The organism is Streptomyces sp. Ac-502, assembly GCF_045222935.1.
Taxonomy (GTDB): domain Bacteria; phylum Actinomycetota; class Actinomycetes; order Streptomycetales; family Streptomycetaceae; genus Streptomyces; species Streptomyces monomycini.
Genome location: NZ_JBHFFO010000001.1, coordinates 5,018,838 through 5,038,560, shown reverse-complemented (window position 1 = coordinate 5,038,560; position 19,723 = coordinate 5,018,838). Strand labels below are relative to the sequence as shown.

The following is a 19,723-nucleotide window of genomic DNA, read 5'->3' as shown; positions in this document are numbered from 1 at the left end:
GTCGTATTCAGGACCGTGATCCGCACTCGCGTCCATGGGAGCAGTGATGAGCACTGACCGGCGGCTGGAGAAGGCAACTCCGGAGACCTGGATGAACCCGCCCGGGGGGCAGTGGACGTTCGACCAGGTCAAGGATCTGGAGCTGCCCTTCGACTGGGAACTCATGGACGGAGTGATCGTGGTTCGGGGGATGGCGGAATGGTGGCACGACCAAGTCCGGGACGAGATGTTCTTCCGCATCAAGCAGCTGAAGCCCGACCTGTACGGCGTCAATGCCGAGCGGTGTCTGGTGCTCGACGCCTACAACTCCGTCAAGCCCGACATCGCCGTCTTCGACAAGAGCGGGATCGACGTCGCCTTGTTGACGGCCACGTCGGCTGCCATCGTGAAGCTCGTAGTGGAAGTGGTTTCACCGGGCTCTCAGGTCCGGGACCGGAGCAGCAAGCCCTTCATGTACGCCGAGACGGGCATCCCGTACTTCTGGCGTGTGGAGCGGGGTGCGGACGACAGGCCGGTGGTGCACGAGTTCTGGCTCCGTCGCGACGTGGGCGAGTACGTTCCCGCCCCCGAGCACCCTCGCCACACCGGGAAACTGGAGACCGACCGCCCGTTCCCCATCGGCATCGACCTGGCGAGTCTGCTGGAGCTGTGAGGCCGGGCGTCAACGATCCGTGAAGGCCGACGCGTCCTGCGTCAGGACCCCGTCAACGGAACCGGAACCCCCACCTCCACCCGGCAGGATCTTTCCCGCGGGGACGGCCCATTCGGCCGCTCACGATGCTTCGCGCACGACGCTGCACCGCTGGACCGCCCGGATGTTCTGAGGGGGCATCGGGCCGTCCCCGACCAACGCCTTCCGGAGCCGTAAGGAACAATGGCCGGGTGACCCGAGCCTCTCTGGACAAGCAGCCGCAGGACGTCGCCGCGATGTTCGACGACGTGGCGGCGCGCTACGACCTCACCAACGACGTGCTGTCCCTCGGGCAGGCGCGGCTGTGGCGCAAGGAGGTGGAGCGGGCCGTCGCGGCGCGCCCCGCCGAGCGCGTGCTCGACCTCGCCGCCGGTACGGGCACCTCCTCGCTGCCCTTCACCCGCACCGGCGCCTACGTCGTCCCCTGCGACTTCTCCGTCGGCATGCTGGGCGAGGGCAAGAAGCGCCGCCCGTGGATGCCGTTCGTGGCCGGTGACGGGATGCGTCTGCCCTTCGCCGACGACGTGTTCGACGCCGTGACCATCTCCTTCGGGCTGCGCAACGTCCAGGACACGGACGCCGCCCTGCGTGAGCTGCACCGGGTCACCAAGCCCGGCGGCCGGGTCGTCATCTGCGAGTTCAGCGAGCCGACGTGGGGCCCCTTCCGTACGGTCTACACCGAGTACCTGATGCGGGCGCTGCCGCCCGTCGCGCGCGCGGTGAGCAGCAACCCGGACGCGTACGTGTACCTCGCCGAGTCCATCCGCTCCTGGCCCAACCAGCCGGCGCTGGCGGCGCGGCTCCAGGGGGCGGGCTGGTCGAAGGTGGCCTGGCGCAACCTGACGGGCGGCATCGTCGCCCTGCACCGGGGGACGAAGCCGGACGCGTGACGGCGGAGGGGGCCCGGCCCGGCCGCTGCCCCCTCTCCCGTACGTCTTCCACGCCTCCTCACAGCTCCAGCCGGAAGCAGTACCCCTGCCGCCCGGACGGCGTACGGAACGTTTCCGCGTGCCGCATCCCGAGCCGTCGGGTCACCGCGACGGACCGCTCGTTCCCGGCCGCCACCATCGCGACCACGCTCCGTACCCCCGCGGCCCGCACCACCTCCAGCGCGGCCCGGGCCGCCTGCGTCGCGTACCCCTTGCCCCAGTACGCCCGCCCCAGCCGCCAGCCGATCTCGATCTCGCCCACCGGCCCCCAGTCGTGCGGCCAGGGCTGCGCGCCCGTGAAGCCGAGGACGGCGTCGGCCGCCGGTCCTTCCGCGTCGACCATCGAGTACAGACAGAACCCGTGCTCGGCGTGGTGCCTGCGCTGTCGTGCGGTCAGCTCCTGGTAGACGGAGAGTTCGGCGGTGGCGCCGCCGTGGAACTCCATCACCTCCGGGTGGTCGAACACCCGGTGCCAGTGCCACGCGTCCTCCTCGTCCGGCACGCGCAGCGTGAAACCCGTTCCGGACGGTGTCCGTGGTGCTCCCAGTGGCTCGTGCATGCACCGACCAACCCTTCAGATACTGATCACCTGTGCCCCCATAGACTGACGGGGCCCAGTGCCGGTCGGCACCCAGATATCGACTTCCGGGAGATCCCGCCGTGACCGAGTCCGCGACTGATGCCGTGAGCGAGTCCGTGAGCGAGTCCGTGAACACCCTCCGCTCCGAGTACAGCGCGGACGTCATCGTGGTCGGGGCCGGTCCCGCCGGCTCGGCGACCGCGTACCACCTCGCCAAGTCCGGCTTGGACGTCCTCCTCCTGGAGAAGACCGCCTTCCCGCGCGAGAAGGTCTGCGGCGACGGCCTCACGCCCCGCGCCACCAAGCAGCTGATCTCCATGGGGATCGACATCTCCGAAGAGGCGGGCTGGCTGCGCAACAAGGGCCTGCGCATCATCGGCGGCGGCAACCGCCTCCAGCTCGACTGGCCGGACCTGGCCTCGTACCCGGACTACGGCCTGGTCCGCAAGCGTGACGACTTCGACGAGCAGCTCGCGCGCCAGGCGCAGAAGGCCGGCGCACGCCTGTACGAGCGCTGCAACGTCGGCGCGCCGGTCATCAACGACCTGACGGGCCGCATCGAGGGCGTCCAGGCGAAGCTCGGCGAGGAGAAGACGCCGGTCACCTTCCACGCCCCCTCGTGGTGGCCGCGGACGGCAACTCCACCCGCCTCTCCCTGGCGATGGGCCTGCACCGCCGCGAGGACCGCCCGATGGGCGTCGCGGTCCGTACGTACTTCACCTCGCCCCGCCACGACGACGACTACCTCGAATCCTGGCTGGAGCTGTGGGACCGCCGCGGCGCCGAGGACCGCCTGCTCCCCGGCTACGGCTGGATCTTCGGCATGGGCGACGGCACGAGCAACGTCGGCCTCGGCGTCCTCAACACGTCCTCCTCCTTCAAGGAGCTGGACTGGCGCGAGATCCTCAAGGCGTGGTGCGCCTCCATGCCCGCCGACTGGGGCTACACGCCGGAGAACATGACCGGCCCGATCCGCGGCGCCGCCCTCCCCATGGCCTTCAACCGCCAGCCGCACTACACCAAGGGCCTGCTGCTCGTCGGTGACGCGGGCGGTCTGGTCAACCCGTTCAACGGCGAGGGCATCGCGTACGCCATGGAGTCCGGCTCGATCGCCGCCGAGGTCATCGTCCAGGCTCACGCCCGCGCCACGTACGCCCAGCGTGAGCTGGCCCTCCAGCGCTACCCGAAGATCCTCAAGGACACCTACGGCGGCTACTACTCCCTCGGCCGCGCCTTCGTGAAGCTCATCGGCAACCCGAAGGTCATGAAGATCGCCACCCAGCGCGGCCTGACCCACCCCGTACTGATGCGCTTCACCCTCAAGATGCTCGCCAACCTCACCGACCCCACGGGCGGCGACGCGATGGACCGCATCATCAACGGGCTGAGCAAGGTGGCGCCGCGAGCCTGACGGTTCAGCCGTCTGCTCACCACTCCTGTTCCGCCTGCCGCCGTGTCTCGGCGGGGACGGGGCCGAATGCCGTGCGGTCGGCGGCCACGACCGCACGGAGCTGCTGCGCGGCAAGCCGTAGAACGAAGCCTTCGAGCTCGCGGCCAAGACGGAGAGCCTTGGCCCGATCCGCGGGTGGCTGACCGGGTGGGCCGGCGAGATCGAGATCGAGCGCCGCCCCGATCTGCCGTCCCGACGCCGTGCCGCCGAACATGCCCTCCAGGCACTCGACCACGATGATCCGGCGTGGAGCGCTGCGCGGGACGAGCTGGTGGCCGTACTGCGAGAGGCCCGCGAGGCGACAGGGTGAGCCCGAGCGGGCCTACGTCTTTCAGGTGCCCGCTTGGTAGAACCGCTGCTGCATCGAACGGTGTAGTCGTTTCTCGTCGTCGCGGACGAAGCATCGGGATCTCCCCGGCCCGACCATGGTGGGAAAGCGGGCACCGGGGGAAGGAAGCGGCGTGGCGGAGACGCGGGTACGGGGGACTGTGCCGGAGGTGGCTGGTCCGGGCGGGGCGGGCCGGGCCGGGCGGTTGCCGTTGCTGGACGTGTTGCGCGGAGTGGCGATCCTGGGGACGTTGATGACCAACGTCTGGATCTTCGCGGCGCCGGGCGCGGAGTGGGGTGTGCTGAACGGCAACGTCACCGCGGCGTCGTTCGGCGCCTCGTGGGCCGGGACCGTGGAGGGCGTCTTCCGGTTCGTCGCGGACGGCAAGTTCCTCTCGATGCTGACGATTCTCTTCGGTGTCGGCCTGGCCATCCAGTTCGGATCCGCCGCGAAACGCGGCCGTCCGTGGCCGGGCCGGTACAAGTGGCGGGCTCTGTTCCTCTTCGTCGAGGGCACCGTGCATTTCGTCCTCGTCTTCGCGTGGGACGTGCTGATGGGATACGCGGTCGTCGCCCTTCTGGTGGCCTGGCAGCTGACGCGCACGGCGCGCACGCAGCGGGTGCTGGTGTGGGTGGCGGGCGGGGTGCACGGGGTGGTGCTGGGGTTGCTGACGCTGGCCGCCGTGGCCGGGGGCGGGTCCGGGGAGGACACCGGGAGCGCTCCAAGTGCGGGCGTGAACCCTCGGGTTGTCGACCTGTACGCCGACGGAAACTACCTGGACCAGATCGCCTTCCGACTCCAGAACGCGATCGCCCTGCGCATGGAACCCGTCATCTCCTTCGCGCTGCTCGTCCTCCTCTTTCACCTCGGTGTGCGGCTGTACCGGGCGGGCGCCTTCCGCCCGGACGCGCCCGGGCGGCGCATCCGGCGCCGTCTGTGCGGCTGGGGCCTGGGCATCGGCGTCCCGCTCAACGTGGCCGCGGTGGCGGCCGGTCCGGACCTGGCCTTGGTGGCCCGGTACGGGGCCGCCCCCGTCGTCGCCGTCGGCTACCTGGGCCTCATCGGCCTGCTCGTCGACCGCGTACGCCGGCCGGGCCCGCTGACCGCCGGGCTCACCGCGGTCGGCCGTACGGCGCTGTCCTGCTACGTCCTGCAGAACGTGCTGTGCGTCCTGGTCTGTTACGGACTCGGACTCGGCCTGGCCGCACGGTGGGCGGACCACGGGCCTTGGTGGGTGCTGGGCCTGTGGGCGGCGGTGTGCGCGGTACTGGTCAGCGGGGCAAGGCTCTGGCTGCGGCGCTTCGAGCACGGGCCGCTGGAGTCCGTCCAGAAGCGGCTGCTCCGGTCCTGAGGCGGGTGGGCGCCTGGACGTTGCGCAGGGCGGCCGGCCGGGGTGCCGCCGCCGTCCACTCCTCGGCCGTACGGCAGCGGGGGCAGCGGACCAGGGACGACGACGGGGCCGGGGTCGGGGCCGTAGCCGGGGAACCGGGCGGGGCCGCGAAGGGGAGGCCGCAGAACTGACACTCCTGGCCGGTGGCGCGCACGCGCCTCGGCTCCTCGGGGGGCCGGGCGGGCAGGGGCGGCGGCAGTTTCTCGGTCAGGCGGTGCTTCAGGAACGAGGCCGGGTGGCCGATCGCGCCGGGAGGGAGTTTCGAGACGAGCGAATGGACGACGTACGCGGCCGACACACCACGGTCGAGCCAGACCGAGACGGCCGGGGCCAGGCGGTTCACGTCCCGTACGGAGAGCGTCAGGCGCTCGTCGGCGAGCCGCAGGCCGCAGAGGAGGTCGGCGGCCGGGGAGGGGACGAGGACGGGGGGTGCGGCGGGGGTGCGGGGTGGTGGGATCACTTGGGGCGGCGGGGGCACTTGGGCTGACGGGGCTACCTGGGCTGACGGGGCCACCTGGGGCGGCGAGGGTGCCTGGGGCTGCGGGGCCACTTGGGGCTGTGGGGCCACCTGCGGCGGCTGGGGCACCTCGATCGCGGCGGGTGCCTCGGGCGTCTCGGGAACCACGGGGCCCTCGGGTGTCTTGGGCGTCTCAGGGGCCTCGGAGGCCGTAGATGCCTCAGTGGCCTCGGCCTTCTCGCAGGGCGCAGGTGCCTCGGGCTCGGGTACCTCAGGCACCTTGGGTACCTCAGGCACCTCGATCACCTCAGACACCTCGATCGCCTCGGGCTCCTCCGGCGCAACGGCCGTGTCCGTCCGTGGGGGCTCGGGGATGTCCACAGGCTGTGGGCGAGGCGATGGCGATGGCGTTGGTGGTGGTGGCGGCGGTGGCGAGGGCGCGGGTGGAGGTGGAGGTGGCGGCGGGGCCTGCTGCTGCGTCGGCGTCGGCGCGGGCGACCGTAAACGGTCTTTCGGGTTCTCGTAGTACGTGGTTCGGGTGACGATGCGCTGGCCGTCGATGCGGACCCGCTCCCGGACCAGGTAGCCCTCGGCCTCCAGCTCCTTGAGCGCCTCGCCGATCACGTACTCCGTCTCCGCGTACTTCGAGGCGAGCTTCCGGATGCTGATGGTGGCGCCGTCGGGCATGGCCTGTACGCGTACGGCGTAGCCGAGGGCCATGGTGGAGATCATCGGGTTGAGGGCCAGGTGGTTGCCGACGACCGTGAAGCTGACCGTGTGGTGGTGCCGTACGTGGATCACTCCGGAGAACGGCCGAATCGCAGCGACGGAGCGGACGGGCGCGTTAGACTCAAGTCGAGTCATGGGGAAGGTCCTTGCTTCCTCTTGACGATCATGGGGAAGGTTTCGCTTCCTCTTGATCGGGCCCTCGGCATTGGGATCGCAAGTCCCGCCGGGGGCCGTTCTTTTTGGGTTGTGGCGTGAACGTACAGCCTCCGGGCCCCGGTAAGCGAGCGCGTCACCTGATCAGGTGACAAACGGAAAATGGGGACAGGGAGGGGAGGTTGGTCAGTTCTTTCCCGGTTCTTTTCAGGACCACACGGCACGCCGCGACGCGGCTCACCGGGTCGTGGAATCCCGTGTGCCGGTGAGCATGCCGTCAACACGGCCGACTCGGCCCCGGGCGCACGCCTCCAGGCTGTACAGTCCGGCCTGACCTGTCCCGCCCGCGCTCCAGGAACTGTGGGGCGGACACCCGGGCCGCGAGCGGGAAAGGTCGAGGGGCGGAGTGGGGCGGGGCCTATTGCGTGGGGGGCCCGAACGCCATGAACGTGTCGCGGGCCATGACCGGTACGGACCGTACGTAATGCCGTCCGTTCACGACCTTGCGTTCCACTGAGCGGCGGCGGGGGCCGTTGAGGAGTTGGGAGCCCGCGGGGCAGGGAACCGTGGCGTAGATCCTGTTCATCTGGCCCTGAATCTGGGCCCGGCGCTGGGAGGTGGTCCTGGGGCGGTGGGCTTCCTCGTACAGGGCCCGGCTCTGCCGTTGCGCGGCGCGGCTTTTCGGGGTGTGGAATTGCAGCTCGTACGGGTGGCCCGAATCGTTCGCCCGCCAGGCGGTGTTGATGCCCTTGTAACCGCGGGGCCGCGCCCAGGTGTTGGACCACCGGAGATTCGCGTTCTTCCACCCGGCCAGCAGTTTGGTGGAATCCTGGACGCCCTTGACGTAGGACTTGTCCGGCCACTGGAGGATGTAGCGAACGGAGTCGTTGATCCTTTCCAGCGCCTCGTCCGCGGTGGTGGTGGGGCTGCCCTGCATGGTGCGGGCGACCGCGCGCTTGACCGATTCCGGGGACCTCAGGCGGTTCTCGTATCCGACCACGGTGGCCTTGGTCCGGCGGGCGATGCTGCGCACCTGGGGGCTGACGGTGCGTTCGGCCTTTTTGGCACGGGCCAGGAAGACATTGACCTTGCGCAGGTCGGCGGCGTCGATGTAAAGCCCTTCCCAGCTCCAGCCGTGGTCCTTCTTCAGCTGCTTCCGCCGGGCCGGGGGCTTTTTGGCCGGCTGCTTCTTGGCGGCCTGCTTCTCGACCGGGGGCCGCTTCGCCGGGGGCCGCTTCGCCGGGGGTCGCTGGGTGGTCGGCCGCTGCGCGGACGGCTTCTTCGCGGCGGGTTTCTTCGCGGCGGGTTTCCGGGGCGCGGCCTGGCAGGTGGCCGCGGGCTTCGGCTTGGGCTTCGGCGGGCGGCAGGCCACCGTCGGCGCCTGGGGTGACTGCTTTCGCGCGGCCTGTTTTCTGGCGGCCTGCTTCTTGGCCGCCTGCTTCCGCGCTGCCTGCTTCTCGGCAGCCTGCTTCCGTGCGGCCAGTTTCTTCGCCGCCTGCTTCCGTGCCGCCTGCTTCCGGGCAGCGGCCTGCTTGTCACTGGCCTGCTTCTTGGCAGCGGTCTTTTTCGCGGCTTGTTTCCTGGCCGCCTGCTTCTTGGCTGCCTGCTTCCTCGCGGCCTGCTTCTCGGCGGACGGTGCGGGACAGGTATTGGCGGGCTTCTGTTGAGGCTCGGCCGGCGGGCAGGCGGGGTCGGCGGCGGCCGGCACCAGACTGAGAGTGGAGGCAAGAGCGGTGGCCGTCACCGTCCAGGCGATGGCGCGCAAAGTATGGGCACGACGGATTTTCATTTAAGTAAGTGCTTCCTCTCGTCAGCCGCTGTCCGGTGCCACGAAAAAGAGGGTGCGGGCATTACGGGGCGGAAGGGATGAGTACGGCGAGAGGTACAACTGGGACAGAGTCGTTACGGTAGTTGTGCCGAACGGGCGTCTCTTCATCGAATGGACGATGACGGCCGATCCGATGATCGGCCGTCATGTACGGCATACGGGTACTTTGCGGGCGCAACGCACGAGGGCCGCCGTTCCCGAGCGGTGGGAACGGCGGCCCTCGGCCGTGCGTGGGGGCGTCCTACAGGACGCGGACCGCGCCGGTCGGCTGGCTGTAGCTCAGCGGCTTCTCCACGATGCCGGTGCTGGAGTTCTGGGCACCGATGAAGTTGCCGTTACCGACGTAGACGCCGACGTGGTATGCGCTGCCCGCGCTGCCCCAGTACAGGATGTCGCCGACCTGGAGGTTGCCCAGGTCCACCTGCGTACCGGCGGTGCTCTGCGGCTGCGAGGTGCGCGGCAGGTCGATGCCGATGGTGCGGTAGGCGGCCTGCACCAGGCTGGAGCAGTCGTACGCGGACGGGCCGGAGGCGCCGAGCACGTAGGACTTGCCCAGCTGCGCGCGCAGGAAGCCGACCAGGGAGGAGGTGCTGCCGGTCGCGCCGGTGACGGGGGAGTCGTCGGACGTGGCGGCCAGGGAGCGCAGCGAGGTGCGCTCGGAGGAGCGGGAGGCGCGCTGCTGCTCGGCCTTCTCCTTCTCCTTCGCCTTCTCCTCGGCCTGACGGGCCTCTTCGGCCTTCTTCTCGGCCGCGGCCTTCTTGTCGGCCTCGTCCTTCGCCTTGGTGGCGGCCTCGGTGGCTTGGGCGGTGGCGGTGTCCTGTGCGGCCTGGCGCTCGTAGTCCAGCGCCATCTGCTGGGCGGTGTCCGCGCTCTTGGCCAGGCTGGTGGCCAGTGCCGACGTGATGGTCGGCATTTCCTGGGTCTCGGAGACGGGCTTCTCCGCGGCGCTGGCCGGCATGCTCGCGCCGGTCACCGCCAGGGTGATGATGCCACCGGTGACCCCTGCGCGCAGTGCCCGCGAGGACGCGGAACGGCGGGGCTTCCGGTGGCTGGGTATGACTGCGTTCGGGGACATGGCACCACGGCTATCAGGAGCCACAGGTTGCTGCCAACAAAGGTGGCGTGCGCCACACTTGACGCGTACGCGATGAATAAAAGGGACTTTTCGCCGGTCGGCGGACGGACGGTGGGCGGCCCGAATTTCGTGATCATGTTCTTACGCATGGCATTTACGGGCCGAAGCGGGCCCCGAGGGCACTTATCACCTACTGATCCGCCACGCCAAGGCTTCCCGAAGGTCAAGCGTTCAAGGCAGCAAGCCGCGTGGGATAGGTCACTCGTGAGTGCCCGTTATGTTCCCGTGATGTCGCTGTGACGGGAGTGCTCGTGAACGCGAGCACGTACCGATGATCACGGGAGGGTCACGACGGTCTCGGGACGGTCACGGTGATCGCGGACCGGTCGCGCCGGCCGGCCGCCGACCAGTCTCCGTCAGCGGGCCCTGTGGCCCTAGCAGTTGGCCGAGGGCTGCGCCAATTTGCTTGCATCCCCCACCTCTTGGTAGTGGCAACCCCACGCTGACCAGGGGTAACGCCGAAAAATGTCACCTCCAGTGATCGTTTGCGCGCTTGCTGTACGAAGATCGACACTCATCGGACCAGATGACCGGGCGTCAGGTGGTGGAGATCACAAAGGCGTTGTCGCACCCCGTGTCGCAGATCACAGACCAGCGGGCATAAGATGCAGGCGGCTCGGGCTTGTGAACTGCCTCACATAGGCGCGATCTTCGTGGGGCCGGTGAGCGGGACCGGGCGGACCGCCATCCAGTCATCGTCGACTGAAGGGAGCGGGGACGGTGAACGCTTACGCGCCCATCCTCGTACTGGGAGCCCTCGGGGCAGGCTTTGCGATCTTCTCTGTCGTGATGGCCACGCTCGTCGGACCCAAGCGCTACAACCGGGCGAAGCTAGAGGCGTACGAATGCGGAATCGAGCCGACGCCACAGCCGGCCGGCGGCGGTCGATTTCCGATCAAGTACTACCTCACGGCGATGCTCTTCATCATTTTCGACATCGAGATCGTCTTCCTCTACCCCTGGGCCGTCACCTTCGACGCGCTCGGGCTTTTCGGGCTCGTGGAGATGCTCCTCTTCGCGCTCACCGTCTTCGTCGCCTACGCCTACGTATGGCGTCGTGGCGGCCTGGAATGGGACTAGGGGCCACCAATGGGACTTGAAGAGAAGCTGCCGAGCGGCTTTCTGCTTTCCACCGTCGAACAGGCCGCGGGCTGGGTGCGCAAGTCATCGGTCTTCCCCGCCACCTTCGGCCTCGCCTGCTGCGCCATCGAGATGATGACGACCGGCGCCGGGCGCTACGACCTCGCCCGCTTCGGCATGGAGGTCTTCCGCGGGTCGCCGCGCCAGGCCGATCTGATGATCGTGGCGGGCCGGGTGAGCCAGAAGATGGCGCCCGTGCTGCGGCAGGTGTACGACCAGATGCCGAATCCGAAATGGGTCATCTCGATGGGCGTGTGCGCCTCGTCGGGCGGGATGTTCAACAACTACGCGATCGTCCAGGGTGTCGACCACATCGTTCCGGTGGACATTTATCTGCCCGGCTGCCCGCCGCGTCCGGAAATGCTGCTGGACGCCATTCTCAAGCTGCACCAGAAGATCCAGGACACCAAGCTCGGGGTCAACCAGCAGCAGGCGGCCCGCGAGGCGGAGGAAGCGGCACTCAAGGCGCTCCCGTTGATCGAGATGAAGGGGCTGCTGCGGTGAGCGACGGCACCAAGGGGACCGGCGGCCCCAAGGGGACCCCGGGAACGGTGACACCAACGGCACTGGCGGTGTCAACGGGAACGGCGGGCCCGGAGCGGCCAAGGGGACCGACGGGGTCAACCCCGACCAGGACCTGAACGCGCAGAACCTCCCCGGCCAGCGCGGCGACCACGGCGAGGTCATCGGCACCCGCCGCGGCATGTTCGGCGCGAGCGGCGGCGGCGACACCTCCGGGTACGGCGGGCTCGTCCGGTCCGTACGGATGCCGGGCGCCACGTCCCGCCCGTACGGCGGCTGGTTCGACGAGGTGGCGGACGAGCTGGAAGGCGCGCTGGACGAGCAGGGGCTGGTCCCCGAGAACGTCATCGAGAAGACGGTCGTCGACCGCGGCGAGCTGACCTTCCACATCGAGCGGGAGTACCTGCCGGCCGTCGCCAAGACCCTCCGCGACGACCCGGCGCTCCGCTTCGAGCTGTGCACCGGCGTCTGCGGGGTGCACTTCCCCGGCGACAAGGGCCGCGAGCTGCACGCCGTCTACCACCTGCGCTCGATCACCCACAACCGGCTGATCCGGCTGGAGGTGTCCGCGCCGGACGCCGACCCGCACGTGCCGTCCCTGGTGAGCGTCTATCCGACCAACGACTGGCACGAGCGCGAGGCGTACGACTTCTTCGGACTGATCTTCGACGGCCACCCGGCGCTCACCCGGATCATGATGCCGGACGACTGGCAGGGCTTCCCGCAGCGCAAGGACTACCCGCTCGGCGGCATCCCCGTCGAGTACAAGGGCGCCCAGATCCCGGCTCCCGACCAGCGGAGGTCGTACACCTGATGTCCACCAGCCATGCGACCCCTCGGGAGACGACCGAGGGCACCGTCTACACGGTCACCGGCGGCGACTGGGACGAGATCGCGGCCGCCGCGGCCCGTACCGACGACGAGCGGATCGTCGTCAACATGGGTCCCCAGCACCCCTCCACGCACGGCGTGCTGCGGCTGATCCTGGAGATCGACGGCGAGACCGTCACCGAGGCCCGCTGCGGCATCGGCTATCTGCACACGGGGATCGAGAAGAACCTCGAATTCCGTACGTGGACGCAGGGCACCACCTTCGTGACCCGGATGGACTACCTGACGCCGTTCTTCAACGAGACGGCGTACTGCCTGGCCGTGGAGAAGCTGCTCGGCATCACCGACGACGTGCCGGACCGGGCCTCCGTCATCCGCGTGATGCTGATGGAGCTGAACCGGCTCTCCTCCCACCTGGTGGCCATCGCCACCGGCGGCATGGAGCTGGGCGCCACCACCATCATGATCTACGGGTTCCGGGACCGGGAACTGATCCTGGACATCTACGAGCTGATCACCGGCCTGCGGATGAACCACGCGTACGTCCGGCCCGGCGGGCTCGCCCAGGACCTGCCGCCCGGCGCGGTCGACCAGGTGCGCGAGTTCGTGAAGAAGATGCGCAAGAACCTGGGCGAGTACGACAAGCTCGCCACCGGCAACCCGGTCTTCAAGGGCCGGATGCAGGACATCGGCTACCTCGACCTGGCCGGCTGCCTGGCCACCGGCGCCACCGGACCGGTGCTGCGCTCCGCCGGTCTCCCGCACGACCTGCGCAAGACCCAGCCGTACTGCGGCTACGAGCACTACGACTTCGAGGTGCCGACCACCGACACCTGCGACTCCTACGGGCGCTTCCTGATCCGTCTGGAGGAGATGCGCCAGTCGCTGCGCATCGTCGAACAGTGCCTGGACCGGCTGGCACCCGGTCCGGTGATGGTCGCCGACAAGAAGATCGCCTGGCCCGCCCAGCTGGCCATGGGACCGGACGGGCTCGGCAACTCGCTGGACCACATCAAGAAGATCATGGGGACCTCGATGGAGGCCCTGATCCATCACTTCAAGCTGGTGACGGAGGGCTTCCGGGTGCCTCCCGGCCAGGCGTACGCGGCCGTGGAGTCCCCTAAGGGCGAGCTGGGCGTGCACGCCGTCAGCGACGGCGGGACCCGCCCCTACCGGGTGCACTTCCGCGACCCGTCCTTCACCAACCTCCAGGCCATGGCGGCGATGTGCGAGGGCGGCCAGGTGGCCGACGTCATCGTCGCCGTCGCGTCCATCGACCCCGTGATGGGAGGCGTCGACCGGTGACAGACGTCAGTTTGGGGATGCCGCAGCTCCCCGCCCCCGACTATCCCGCCGAGGTCAGGGCCCGGCTCGAAGCGGACGCCAAGGAGGTGATCGCCCGCTACCCCGGCGCGCGCTCCGCGCTGCTGCCGCTGCTGCACCTCGTCCAGGCGGAGGAGGGGCACGTCACCCGCACCGGCGTCCGCTTCTGCGCCGAGATGCTGGACCTGACGACGGCGGAGGTCACGGCGGTCTCCACCTTCTACTCCATGTACCGGCGCGGGCCCAGCGGCGATTACCAGGTCGGGGTGTGCACCAACACCCTGTGCGCCGTGATGGGCGGCGACGCGATCTTCGAGGCGCTGCAGAAGCACCTGGGCGTCGGCAACGGCGGGACGACCGAGGACGGCAAGGTCACGCTGGAGCACATCGAGTGCAACGCGGCCTGCGACTTCGCGCCCGTCGTGATGGTCAACTGGGAGTTCTTCGACAACCAGACGCCGGACAGCGCCAAGCGGCTCGTGGACGACCTGCGTGACGGCCGGCCCGTCGAACCGACCCGGGGCGCGCCGATGTGCACGTACAAGGAAACGGCCCGCATCCTCGCCGGGTTCCCGGACCAGCGGCCGGGCGCGGTCGAGGCGACCGGCGGCGCCGGGCCCGCCTCGCTGGTAGGGCTGCGGCTGGCCAAGGGCGAGGCCGTACCGGGCGCGGGCCCGGCCGCCGACCACGTCGTACCGCAGCGGGGCGCGGGCCCCGCCGAAGCCGAGGGCGAGCGCGCCGGACGGGCCCCGGGCGAAGCACCGGCCACCCACCCCAGCTCACACGACGCGCCGCGCGACACCTCGGCCTCCGACCCGGCCCACCCGTCTCCCGCCACCACCCCGGATGGAGGGGCTTCGCCCCGCAGTGACATCGCCGGACCCACCGCCGAGGAGGGGAGTGATGACCGTGGCCGCCGAGGTCAGCAAGGCCAACCCGGAGAAGCTGCTCGCACCCGTACTGTCCGCCTTCTGGGACCAGCCGGACTCCTGGACGCTGGAGACCTACCTGCGGCACGAGGGCTACCAGGGCATGCGCAAGGCCCTCGCGATGCCGCCGGACGACGTGATCGCGTACGTCAAGGACGCCGGACTGCGCGGCCGTGGCGGCGCCGGCTTCCCCACCGGGATGAAGTGGCAGTTCATCCCGCAGGGCGACGGCAAGCCGCACTACCTCGTCGTCAACGCCGACGAGTCCGAGCCGGGCACCTGCAAGGACATCCCGCTGCTCTTCGCCAATCCGCACTCCCTCCTCGAAGGCATCGTCATCGCGTGTCACGCGATCCGGTCGCACCACGCCTTCATCTACCTGCGCGGTGAAGTCGTGCCCGTCCTGCGGCGGTTGCACGAGGCCGTACGGGAGGCGTACGACGCGGGCTATCTCGGCCGCGACATCCTCGGCTCGGGCCTGGACCTGGACGTCGTCGTGCACGCGGGCGCGGGCGCGTACATCTGCGGCGAGGAGACCGCGCTGCTGGACTCCCTGGAGGGCCGTCGCGGACAGCCCCGGCTGCGTCCTCCCTTCCCGGCGGTGGCGGGCCTGTACGCCTGCCCCACTGTCGTGAACAACGTCGAGTCCATCGCGTCGGTTCCCGCCATCATGAACAAGGGCAAGGACTGGTTCAGGACGATGGGCAGCGAGAAGTCCCCGGGCTTCACGCTGTACTCGCTCAGCGGCCACGTCACCAACCCCGGCCAGTACGAGGCACCGCTGGGCATCACCCTGCGCCAGCTCCTCGACATGAGCGGCGGCATCCGGCCGGGCCACCGGCTGAAGTTCTGGACGCCCGGCGGCTCCTCCACCCCGATGTTCACCGACGAGCACCTCGACGTGCCGCTGGACTACGAAGGCGTCGGCGCCGCGGGCTCGATGCTCGGCACCAAGGCGCTCCAGTGCTTCGACGAGACCACCTGCGTCGTACGGGCCGTCACCCGCTGGACGGAGTTCTACGCGCACGAGTCCTGCGGCAAGTGCACCCCCTGCCGCGAAGGCACCTACTGGCTCGTCCAGTTGCTGCGCGACATCGAGGCGGGCAAGGGCCGCATGAGCGACCTCGACAAGCTCCACGACATCGCCGACAACATCAACGGCAAGTCCTTCTGCGCCCTGGGCGACGGCGCCGCTTCACCGATCTTCTCCTCGCTGAAGTACTTCCGCGCCGAGTACGAGCAGCACATCACCGGCAAGGGCTGCCCCTTCGACCCCGCCAGGTCGACCGCCTGGGCCGACACCGACGCTCACCTGGGGGTGAACGCATGACCGTCACCAGCGACGCCCCCACCGGGGCGGGCGGGGCGGCCGTACCGCCCGAAGACCTCGTCACGCTGACGATCGACGGCATCGAGATCTCCGTCCCCAAGGGGACGCTGGTCATCCGGGCCGCCGAACTCCTCGGCATCGAGATCCCGCGCTTCTGCGACCACCCGCTGCTGGACCCGGCCGGCGCCTGCCGCCAGTGCATCGTGGAGGTGGAGGGGCAGCGCAAGCCGATGGCCTCCTGCACCATCACCTGCACCGACGGCATGGTGGTCAAGTCGCAGCTCACCTCGCCCGTCGCCGAGAAGGCGCAGCGCGGCGTGATGGAACTGCTGCTGATCAACCACCCGCTGGACTGCCCGGTCTGCGACAAGGGCGGCGAGTGCCCGCTCCAGAACCAGGCGATGTCCGCCGGGCAGGCCGACACCCGCTTCGAGGGCAAGAAGCGCACTTTCGAGAAGCCGGTGCCGATCTCGAAGCAGGTGCTGCTGGACCGCGAGCGGTGCGTACTGTGCGCGCGCTGCACCCGCTTCTCCAACCAGGTCGCGGGCGACCCGATGATCGAACTGATCGAGCGGGGCGCGCTCCAGCAGGTCGGCACGGGCGAGGGCGACCCGTTCCAGTCGTACTTCTCCGGCAACACCATCCAGATCTGCCCGGTCGGCGCGCTGACCTCGGCCGCGTACCGCTTCCGGTCGCGCCCCTTCGACCTGGTGTCCTCGCCGGGCGTCTGCGAGCACTGCGCGGGCGGCTGCGCGACCCGTACGGACCACCGGCGCGGCAAGGTCATGCGGCGGCTGGCCGCCGAGGACCCCGAGGTCAACGAGGAGTGGATCTGCGACAAGGGGCGCTTCGCCTTCCGGTACGCGCAGCAGCGCGACCGGCTGGGGCACCCGATGGTGCGGGACGCGGAGACCGGCGAACTGGTCACGGCCAGCTGGCCGGAGGCCCTGGAGGCGGCGGCGCGCGGGCTGGGCGCCGCCAGGGGCCGGACCGGCGTGCTGACCGGTGGCCGGCTGACCGTCGAGGACGCGTACGCCTACGCCAAGTTCGCGCGGGTCGCGCTGGACACCAACGACATCGACTTCCGGGCCCGTGCGCACAGCGCCGAGGAGGCGGACTTCTTGGCGGCGCGGGTCGCCGGGCGGGGCCGTGACCTGGACGACGACGGGGCCGGGGTCACGTACGAGGTCCTGGAGAAGGCACCCGCTGTCCTCCTCGCCGGTATCGAGGCGGAGGAGGAGGCGCCCGGCGTCTTCCTGCGGCTGCGCAAGGCCCACCGCAAGCACGGCATGCGCACCTTCGGGCTCGCGCCGTACGCGACGCGCGGCCTGATCAAGGCGGGCGGCACGCTGCTGCCCGCCGCGCCCGGCACGGAGACGGAGTGGCTGGACGCGCTGGCCGGCCATGAGGCAGCAGGCGCGGAGCGCCTTCCCGTGGAGGGCGGGGGCGGGCGACGGGCGGGCGGACTCGAAGGCCCGGGCCGCGGCGCGGCCGAGGCGCTGCGCGGCGCCGGTTCGGTGATCGTCGTCGGCGAGCGGCTGGCCGCGGTGCCGGGCGCGCTGACGGCGGCCGTACGGGCGGCCACCGCGACCGGCGCCCGGCTGGTGTGGATCCCCCGGCGGGCCGGTGAGCGCGGTGCCGTCGAGGCGGGCGCGCTGCCGGGACTGCTGCCGGGCGGCCGTCCGGCGACCGACCCGCGCGCCCGTGAGGAGGTCGCCGCCGCCTGGGACGTCGCGGGCCTGCCGCAGCGGCACGGCCGGGACACCGGCCAGATCGTCGCCGCCGCGGCCGCCGGGGAACTGAGCGCCCTCCTGGTGGCGGGCGTCGACCCGGCGGACCTGCCGGACCCGGCGCGGGCCCTGGAGGCGCTGGACTCGGTGGGCTTCCTGGTGAGCCTGGAGCAGCGCCCGTCGGCCGTGACGGAGCGGGCGGACGTCGTGCTGCCGGTCGCGGCGGCCGTCGAGAAGTCCGGCACCTTCCTCAACTGGGAGGGCCGGGCGCGGCTGTTCGAGGCAGCGCTCAAACCGGACCAGATGACCCGGCGGCACCTGCTGCCGGACGCCCGGGTGCTGCACATGCTCGCCGACGCGATGGACGTCCGCCTGGCGCTGCCCGCCGTACGGGCGGTGCGGCGGGAGATGACCGCGCTGGGCACGTGGGGCGGCCCGTACGCCGCCGACCCCGCGGAGACCGGGCGCGCGCTGCCGCGTCCCGAACCCGGCGAGGCCGTACTGGCGGGCCACAAGCTGCTGCTCGACCAGGGGCGGATGCAGGAGGGCGACGAGGCGCTGGCCGGTACGCGGCACGCGGCCGTCGCCCGGATGTCGCCGGTCACCGCCGAGGAGACCGGCGTCAAGGACGGCGACCTGCTGGCGGTCACCGGGCCCGCCGGGTCCGTACGGCTGCCGCTGGCGGTCACCCCGATGCCCGACCGGGTGGTGTGGCTGCCGCTGAACTCGGTGGGCGGCGGGGTGGCGGCCGACACCGGAGCGCGCCCGGGGAGTTGGTGAAGGTGGCGCCGGTGGCCGGGGCAGGTGAACCGGGTGTTCCCGGCGTTCCCGGCGCTTCCGGTACGGCGTCCGGTCCGGTCGAGGAGGTGGACGCGTGATGCAGCACCTGGCGCTGTCCGGCAGCAGTGCGCTGGCCCAGGAAGACCTGTCGATGTTCGGCCGCGACCCGTGGTGGCTGATCGTGGTCAAGGCGGTCTTCTGCTTCGCGTTCCTCATGCTGACCGTGCTCTTCTCGATCGTCTGGGAACGCAAGGTCGTCGCGTGGATGCAGCTGCGCATCGGCCCCAACCGGCACGGCCCCTGGGGCATGCTCCAGTCCCTCGCGGACGGCATCAAGCTGATGCTCAAGGAGGACCTGGTCGTCAAGCGGGCCGACAAGGCGGTGTACGTGCTCGCGCCGATCGTGGCGGCCGTACCGGCCTTCATGGCCGTCGCGGTGATCCCCTTCGGCCCGGCCGGCAACGAGATCTCGATCTTCGGCCAGCGCACCACGATGCAGCTGACCGATCTGCCGATCGGCGTGCTGTACATCCTGGCCACCGCCTCCGTCGGCATCTACGGCATCGTGCTGGCGGGCTGGTCCTCCGGCTCGACGTACCCGCTGCTCGGCGGCCTGCGCTCGTGCGCGCAGATGATCTCGTACGAGATCGCGATGGGCATGTCCTTCGCGGCGGTCTTCCTCTACTCGGGGTCGATGTCGACCTCGGCGATCGTGGAGTCGCAGCAGGACCGGTGGTACGTGCTGCTGCTGCCGGTCTCCTTCATCATCTACATCGTCGCCATGGTGGGCGAGACCAACCGGGCGCCGTTCGACATGCCGGAGTCCGAGGGCGACCTGGTCGGCGGCTTCAACACCGAGTACTCGTCGATCAAGTTCGCGATGTTCATGCTCGCCGAGTACATCAACATGGTGACCGTCTCGGCGGTCGCGGTGACCCTCTTCCTGGGCGGCTGGAAGGCCCCGTACCCGGTCAGCAGCTTCTGGGAAGGCGCCAACCACGGCTGGTGGCCGCTGCTCTGGTTCGTCGTCAAGGTGCAGCTGCTGCTGTTCTTCTTCATCTGGCTGCGCGGCACGCTGCCCCGCGTGCGCTACGACCAGTTCATGAAGCTGGGGTGGAAGGTCCTCATCCCGGTCTCGATGGTCTGGCTGATGCTGGTCGCGACCGTACGGGCCCTGAAGAACGAGGGGTACGACTTCCAGCGGATCGTGATGTTCGTGGGCGGCGCGGCCATCGCCGTCCTGCTGATCTCGCTCGTCGCGGACTTCTTCCGGCGGGGCGAGAAGGAGGAGCCGGCCGAAGAGCCGGCGTTCGACCCCATGGCGGGCGGTTTCCCCGTACCGCCGCTGCCCGGACAGACCCTGCCACCCGTGCCGCGACGGCGGCCCCGGCGTGACAGGGAGTTGATTGTCAGTGGTGGGGTGGACACTGTCAGTGACGGAATCGACAAGGACGGAAAGGGGGCGACG

General features: G+C 70.1%; 13 protein-coding genes and 4 pseudogenes. 12 read left to right on the top strand and 5 right to left on the bottom strand.

The window, feature by feature from the left end:
• The first annotated feature begins 46 nt into the window (after nt 1–46).
• Both ACEXOX_RS22690 and ACEXOX_RS22685 read left to right on the top strand, forming a co-directional pair.
• Nucleotides 47–652 carry a Uma2 family endonuclease gene (locus ACEXOX_RS22690; protein ID WP_406522844.1) on the top strand — a complete coding sequence of 202 codons (606 nt, stop codon included), beginning with the start codon at nt 47–49 and terminating at the stop codon, nt 650–652.
• A gap of 230 nt (nt 653–882) precedes the next feature.
• Entirely contained in the window at nt 883–1,581 is a 699-nt protein-coding gene (locus ACEXOX_RS22685; protein ID WP_406522843.1) for a demethylmenaquinone methyltransferase, read from the top strand.
• A 58-nt stretch (nt 1,582–1,639) separates the two neighbouring features.
• Here ACEXOX_RS22685 and ACEXOX_RS22680 read toward each other — a convergent pair whose 3' ends face one another.
• Entirely contained in the window at nt 1,640–2,179 is a 540-nt protein-coding gene (locus ACEXOX_RS22680; protein ID WP_406522842.1) for a GNAT family N-acetyltransferase, read from the bottom strand.
• 149 nt (nt 2,180–2,328) lie between these two features.
• Between ACEXOX_RS22680 and ACEXOX_RS22675 the strand changes: the two are divergent.
• Nucleotides 2,329–3,611 (top strand): annotated as a pseudogene (locus ACEXOX_RS22675) (geranylgeranyl reductase family protein).
• Between the two features lie 16 nt (nt 3,612–3,627).
• Here ACEXOX_RS22675 and ACEXOX_RS22670 read toward each other — a convergent pair.
• A complete protein-coding gene (locus ACEXOX_RS22670) occupies nt 3,628–3,885 on the bottom strand; it encodes a hypothetical protein (protein ID WP_406522841.1) in 258 nt (85 codons plus the stop codon).
• A 190-nt stretch (nt 3,886–4,075) separates the two neighbouring features.
• Here ACEXOX_RS22670 and ACEXOX_RS22665 point away from each other — a divergent pair, with 190 nt between their 5' ends.
• Nucleotides 4,076–5,329 carry a DUF418 domain-containing protein gene (locus ACEXOX_RS22665; protein WP_406522840.1) on the top strand — a complete coding sequence of 418 codons (1,254 nt, stop codon included), beginning with the start codon at nt 4,076–4,078 and terminating at the stop codon, nt 5,327–5,329.
• Here ACEXOX_RS22665 and ACEXOX_RS22660 read toward each other — a convergent pair.
• From ACEXOX_RS22660 to ACEXOX_RS22650, 3 genes are all read right to left on the bottom strand, one after another.
• Nucleotides 5,250–6,689, bottom strand: a complete 1,440-nt coding sequence (locus tag ACEXOX_RS22660; protein WP_406522838.1) for a hypothetical protein — start codon at nt 6,687–6,689, stop codon at nt 5,250–5,252. The two genes, ACEXOX_RS22665 and ACEXOX_RS22660, sit on opposite strands and share 80 nt — an antisense overlap.
• A 436-nt stretch (nt 6,690–7,125) precedes the next feature.
• Nucleotides 7,126–8,496, bottom strand: coding sequence for a hypothetical protein (locus tag ACEXOX_RS22655; RefSeq protein ID WP_406522837.1), 1,371 nt, complete (start codon nt 8,494–8,496; stop codon nt 7,126–7,128).
• Between the two features lie 280 nt (nt 8,497–8,776).
• On the bottom strand, nt 8,777–9,610 hold the full coding sequence (locus tag ACEXOX_RS22650; protein ID WP_406522835.1) for a C40 family peptidase: 834 nt from the start codon (nt 9,608–9,610) through the stop codon (nt 8,777–8,779).
• Between the two features lie 780 nt (nt 9,611–10,390).
• On the opposite strand from ACEXOX_RS22650, the gene ACEXOX_RS22645 reads away from it, so the two are divergent.
• The 8 genes and pseudogenes from ACEXOX_RS22645 to nuoH form a co-directional block, all read left to right on the top strand.
• Complete coding sequence (locus ACEXOX_RS22645) at nt 10,391–10,750, top strand: NADH-quinone oxidoreductase subunit A (protein ID WP_030022241.1); 360 nt, start codon at nt 10,391–10,393, stop codon at nt 10,748–10,750.
• Between the two features lie 9 nt (nt 10,751–10,759).
• Nucleotides 10,760–11,314 (top strand): NuoB/complex I 20 kDa subunit family protein, encoded by a 555-nt coding sequence (locus ACEXOX_RS22640; protein ID WP_406522833.1) that lies wholly within the window; start codon nt 10,760–10,762, stop codon nt 11,312–11,314.
• Between the two features lie 133 nt (nt 11,315–11,447).
• Nucleotides 11,448–12,146 (top strand): NADH-quinone oxidoreductase subunit C, encoded by a 699-nt coding sequence (locus ACEXOX_RS22635; RefSeq protein ID WP_406526433.1) that lies wholly within the window; start codon nt 11,448–11,450, stop codon nt 12,144–12,146.
• Entirely contained in the window at nt 12,146–13,468 is a 1,323-nt protein-coding gene (locus ACEXOX_RS22630; protein ID WP_406522832.1) for an NADH-quinone oxidoreductase subunit D, read from the top strand. Before ACEXOX_RS22635 ends, ACEXOX_RS22630 begins: the two co-directional genes overlap by 1 nt.
• Nucleotides 13,469–13,485: 17 nt before the next feature.
• Nucleotides 13,486–14,385 (top strand): annotated as a pseudogene (nuoE, locus tag ACEXOX_RS22625) (NADH-quinone oxidoreductase subunit NuoE); the annotation flags it as partial.
• Nucleotide 14,386: 1 nt separating this feature from the next.
• Nucleotides 14,387–15,745 carry an NADH-quinone oxidoreductase subunit NuoF gene (gene nuoF / locus ACEXOX_RS22620; protein ID WP_406522831.1) on the top strand — a complete coding sequence of 453 codons (1,359 nt, stop codon included), beginning with the start codon at nt 14,387–14,389 and terminating at the stop codon, nt 15,743–15,745.
• Nucleotides 15,742–18,353, top strand: a pseudogene (locus ACEXOX_RS22615) (NADH-quinone oxidoreductase subunit G). Before nuoF ends, ACEXOX_RS22615 begins: the two are co-directional and overlap by 4 nt.
• Nucleotides 18,353–19,720, top strand: a pseudogene (nuoH, locus tag ACEXOX_RS22610) (NADH-quinone oxidoreductase subunit NuoH); the annotation flags it as partial. The pseudogenes ACEXOX_RS22615 and nuoH, both read left to right, overlap by 1 nt.
• Between the last annotated feature and the right edge of the window lie 3 nt (nt 19,721–19,723).

Excerpts from the sequence above, each read along its gene's own strand:
- ACEXOX_RS22690 (WP_406522844.1), top strand. The coding sequence starts at position 47 with ATGAGCACTGACCGGCGGCTGGAGAAGGCAACTCCGGAGACCTGGATG.
- ACEXOX_RS22680 (WP_406522842.1), bottom strand. The coding sequence starts at position 2,179 with ATGCACGAGCCACTGGGAGCACCACGGACACCGTCCGGAACGGGTTTC.
- ACEXOX_RS22665 (WP_406522840.1), top strand. The coding sequence starts at position 4,076 with ATGGTGGGAAAGCGGGCACCGGGGGAAGGAAGCGGCGTGGCGGAGACG.
- ACEXOX_RS22660 (WP_406522838.1), bottom strand. The coding sequence starts at position 6,689 with ATGACTCGACTTGAGTCTAACGCGCCCGTCCGCTCCGTCGCTGCGATT.
- ACEXOX_RS22655 (WP_406522837.1), bottom strand. The coding sequence starts at position 8,496 with ATGAAAATCCGTCGTGCCCATACTTTGCGCGCCATCGCCTGGACGGTG.
- ACEXOX_RS22650 (WP_406522835.1), bottom strand. The coding sequence starts at position 9,610 with ATGTCCCCGAACGCAGTCATACCCAGCCACCGGAAGCCCCGCCGTTCC.
- ACEXOX_RS22640 (WP_406522833.1), top strand. The coding sequence starts at position 10,760 with ATGGGACTTGAAGAGAAGCTGCCGAGCGGCTTTCTGCTTTCCACCGTC.
- ACEXOX_RS22630 (WP_406522832.1), top strand. The coding sequence starts at position 12,146 with ATGTCCACCAGCCATGCGACCCCTCGGGAGACGACCGAGGGCACCGTC.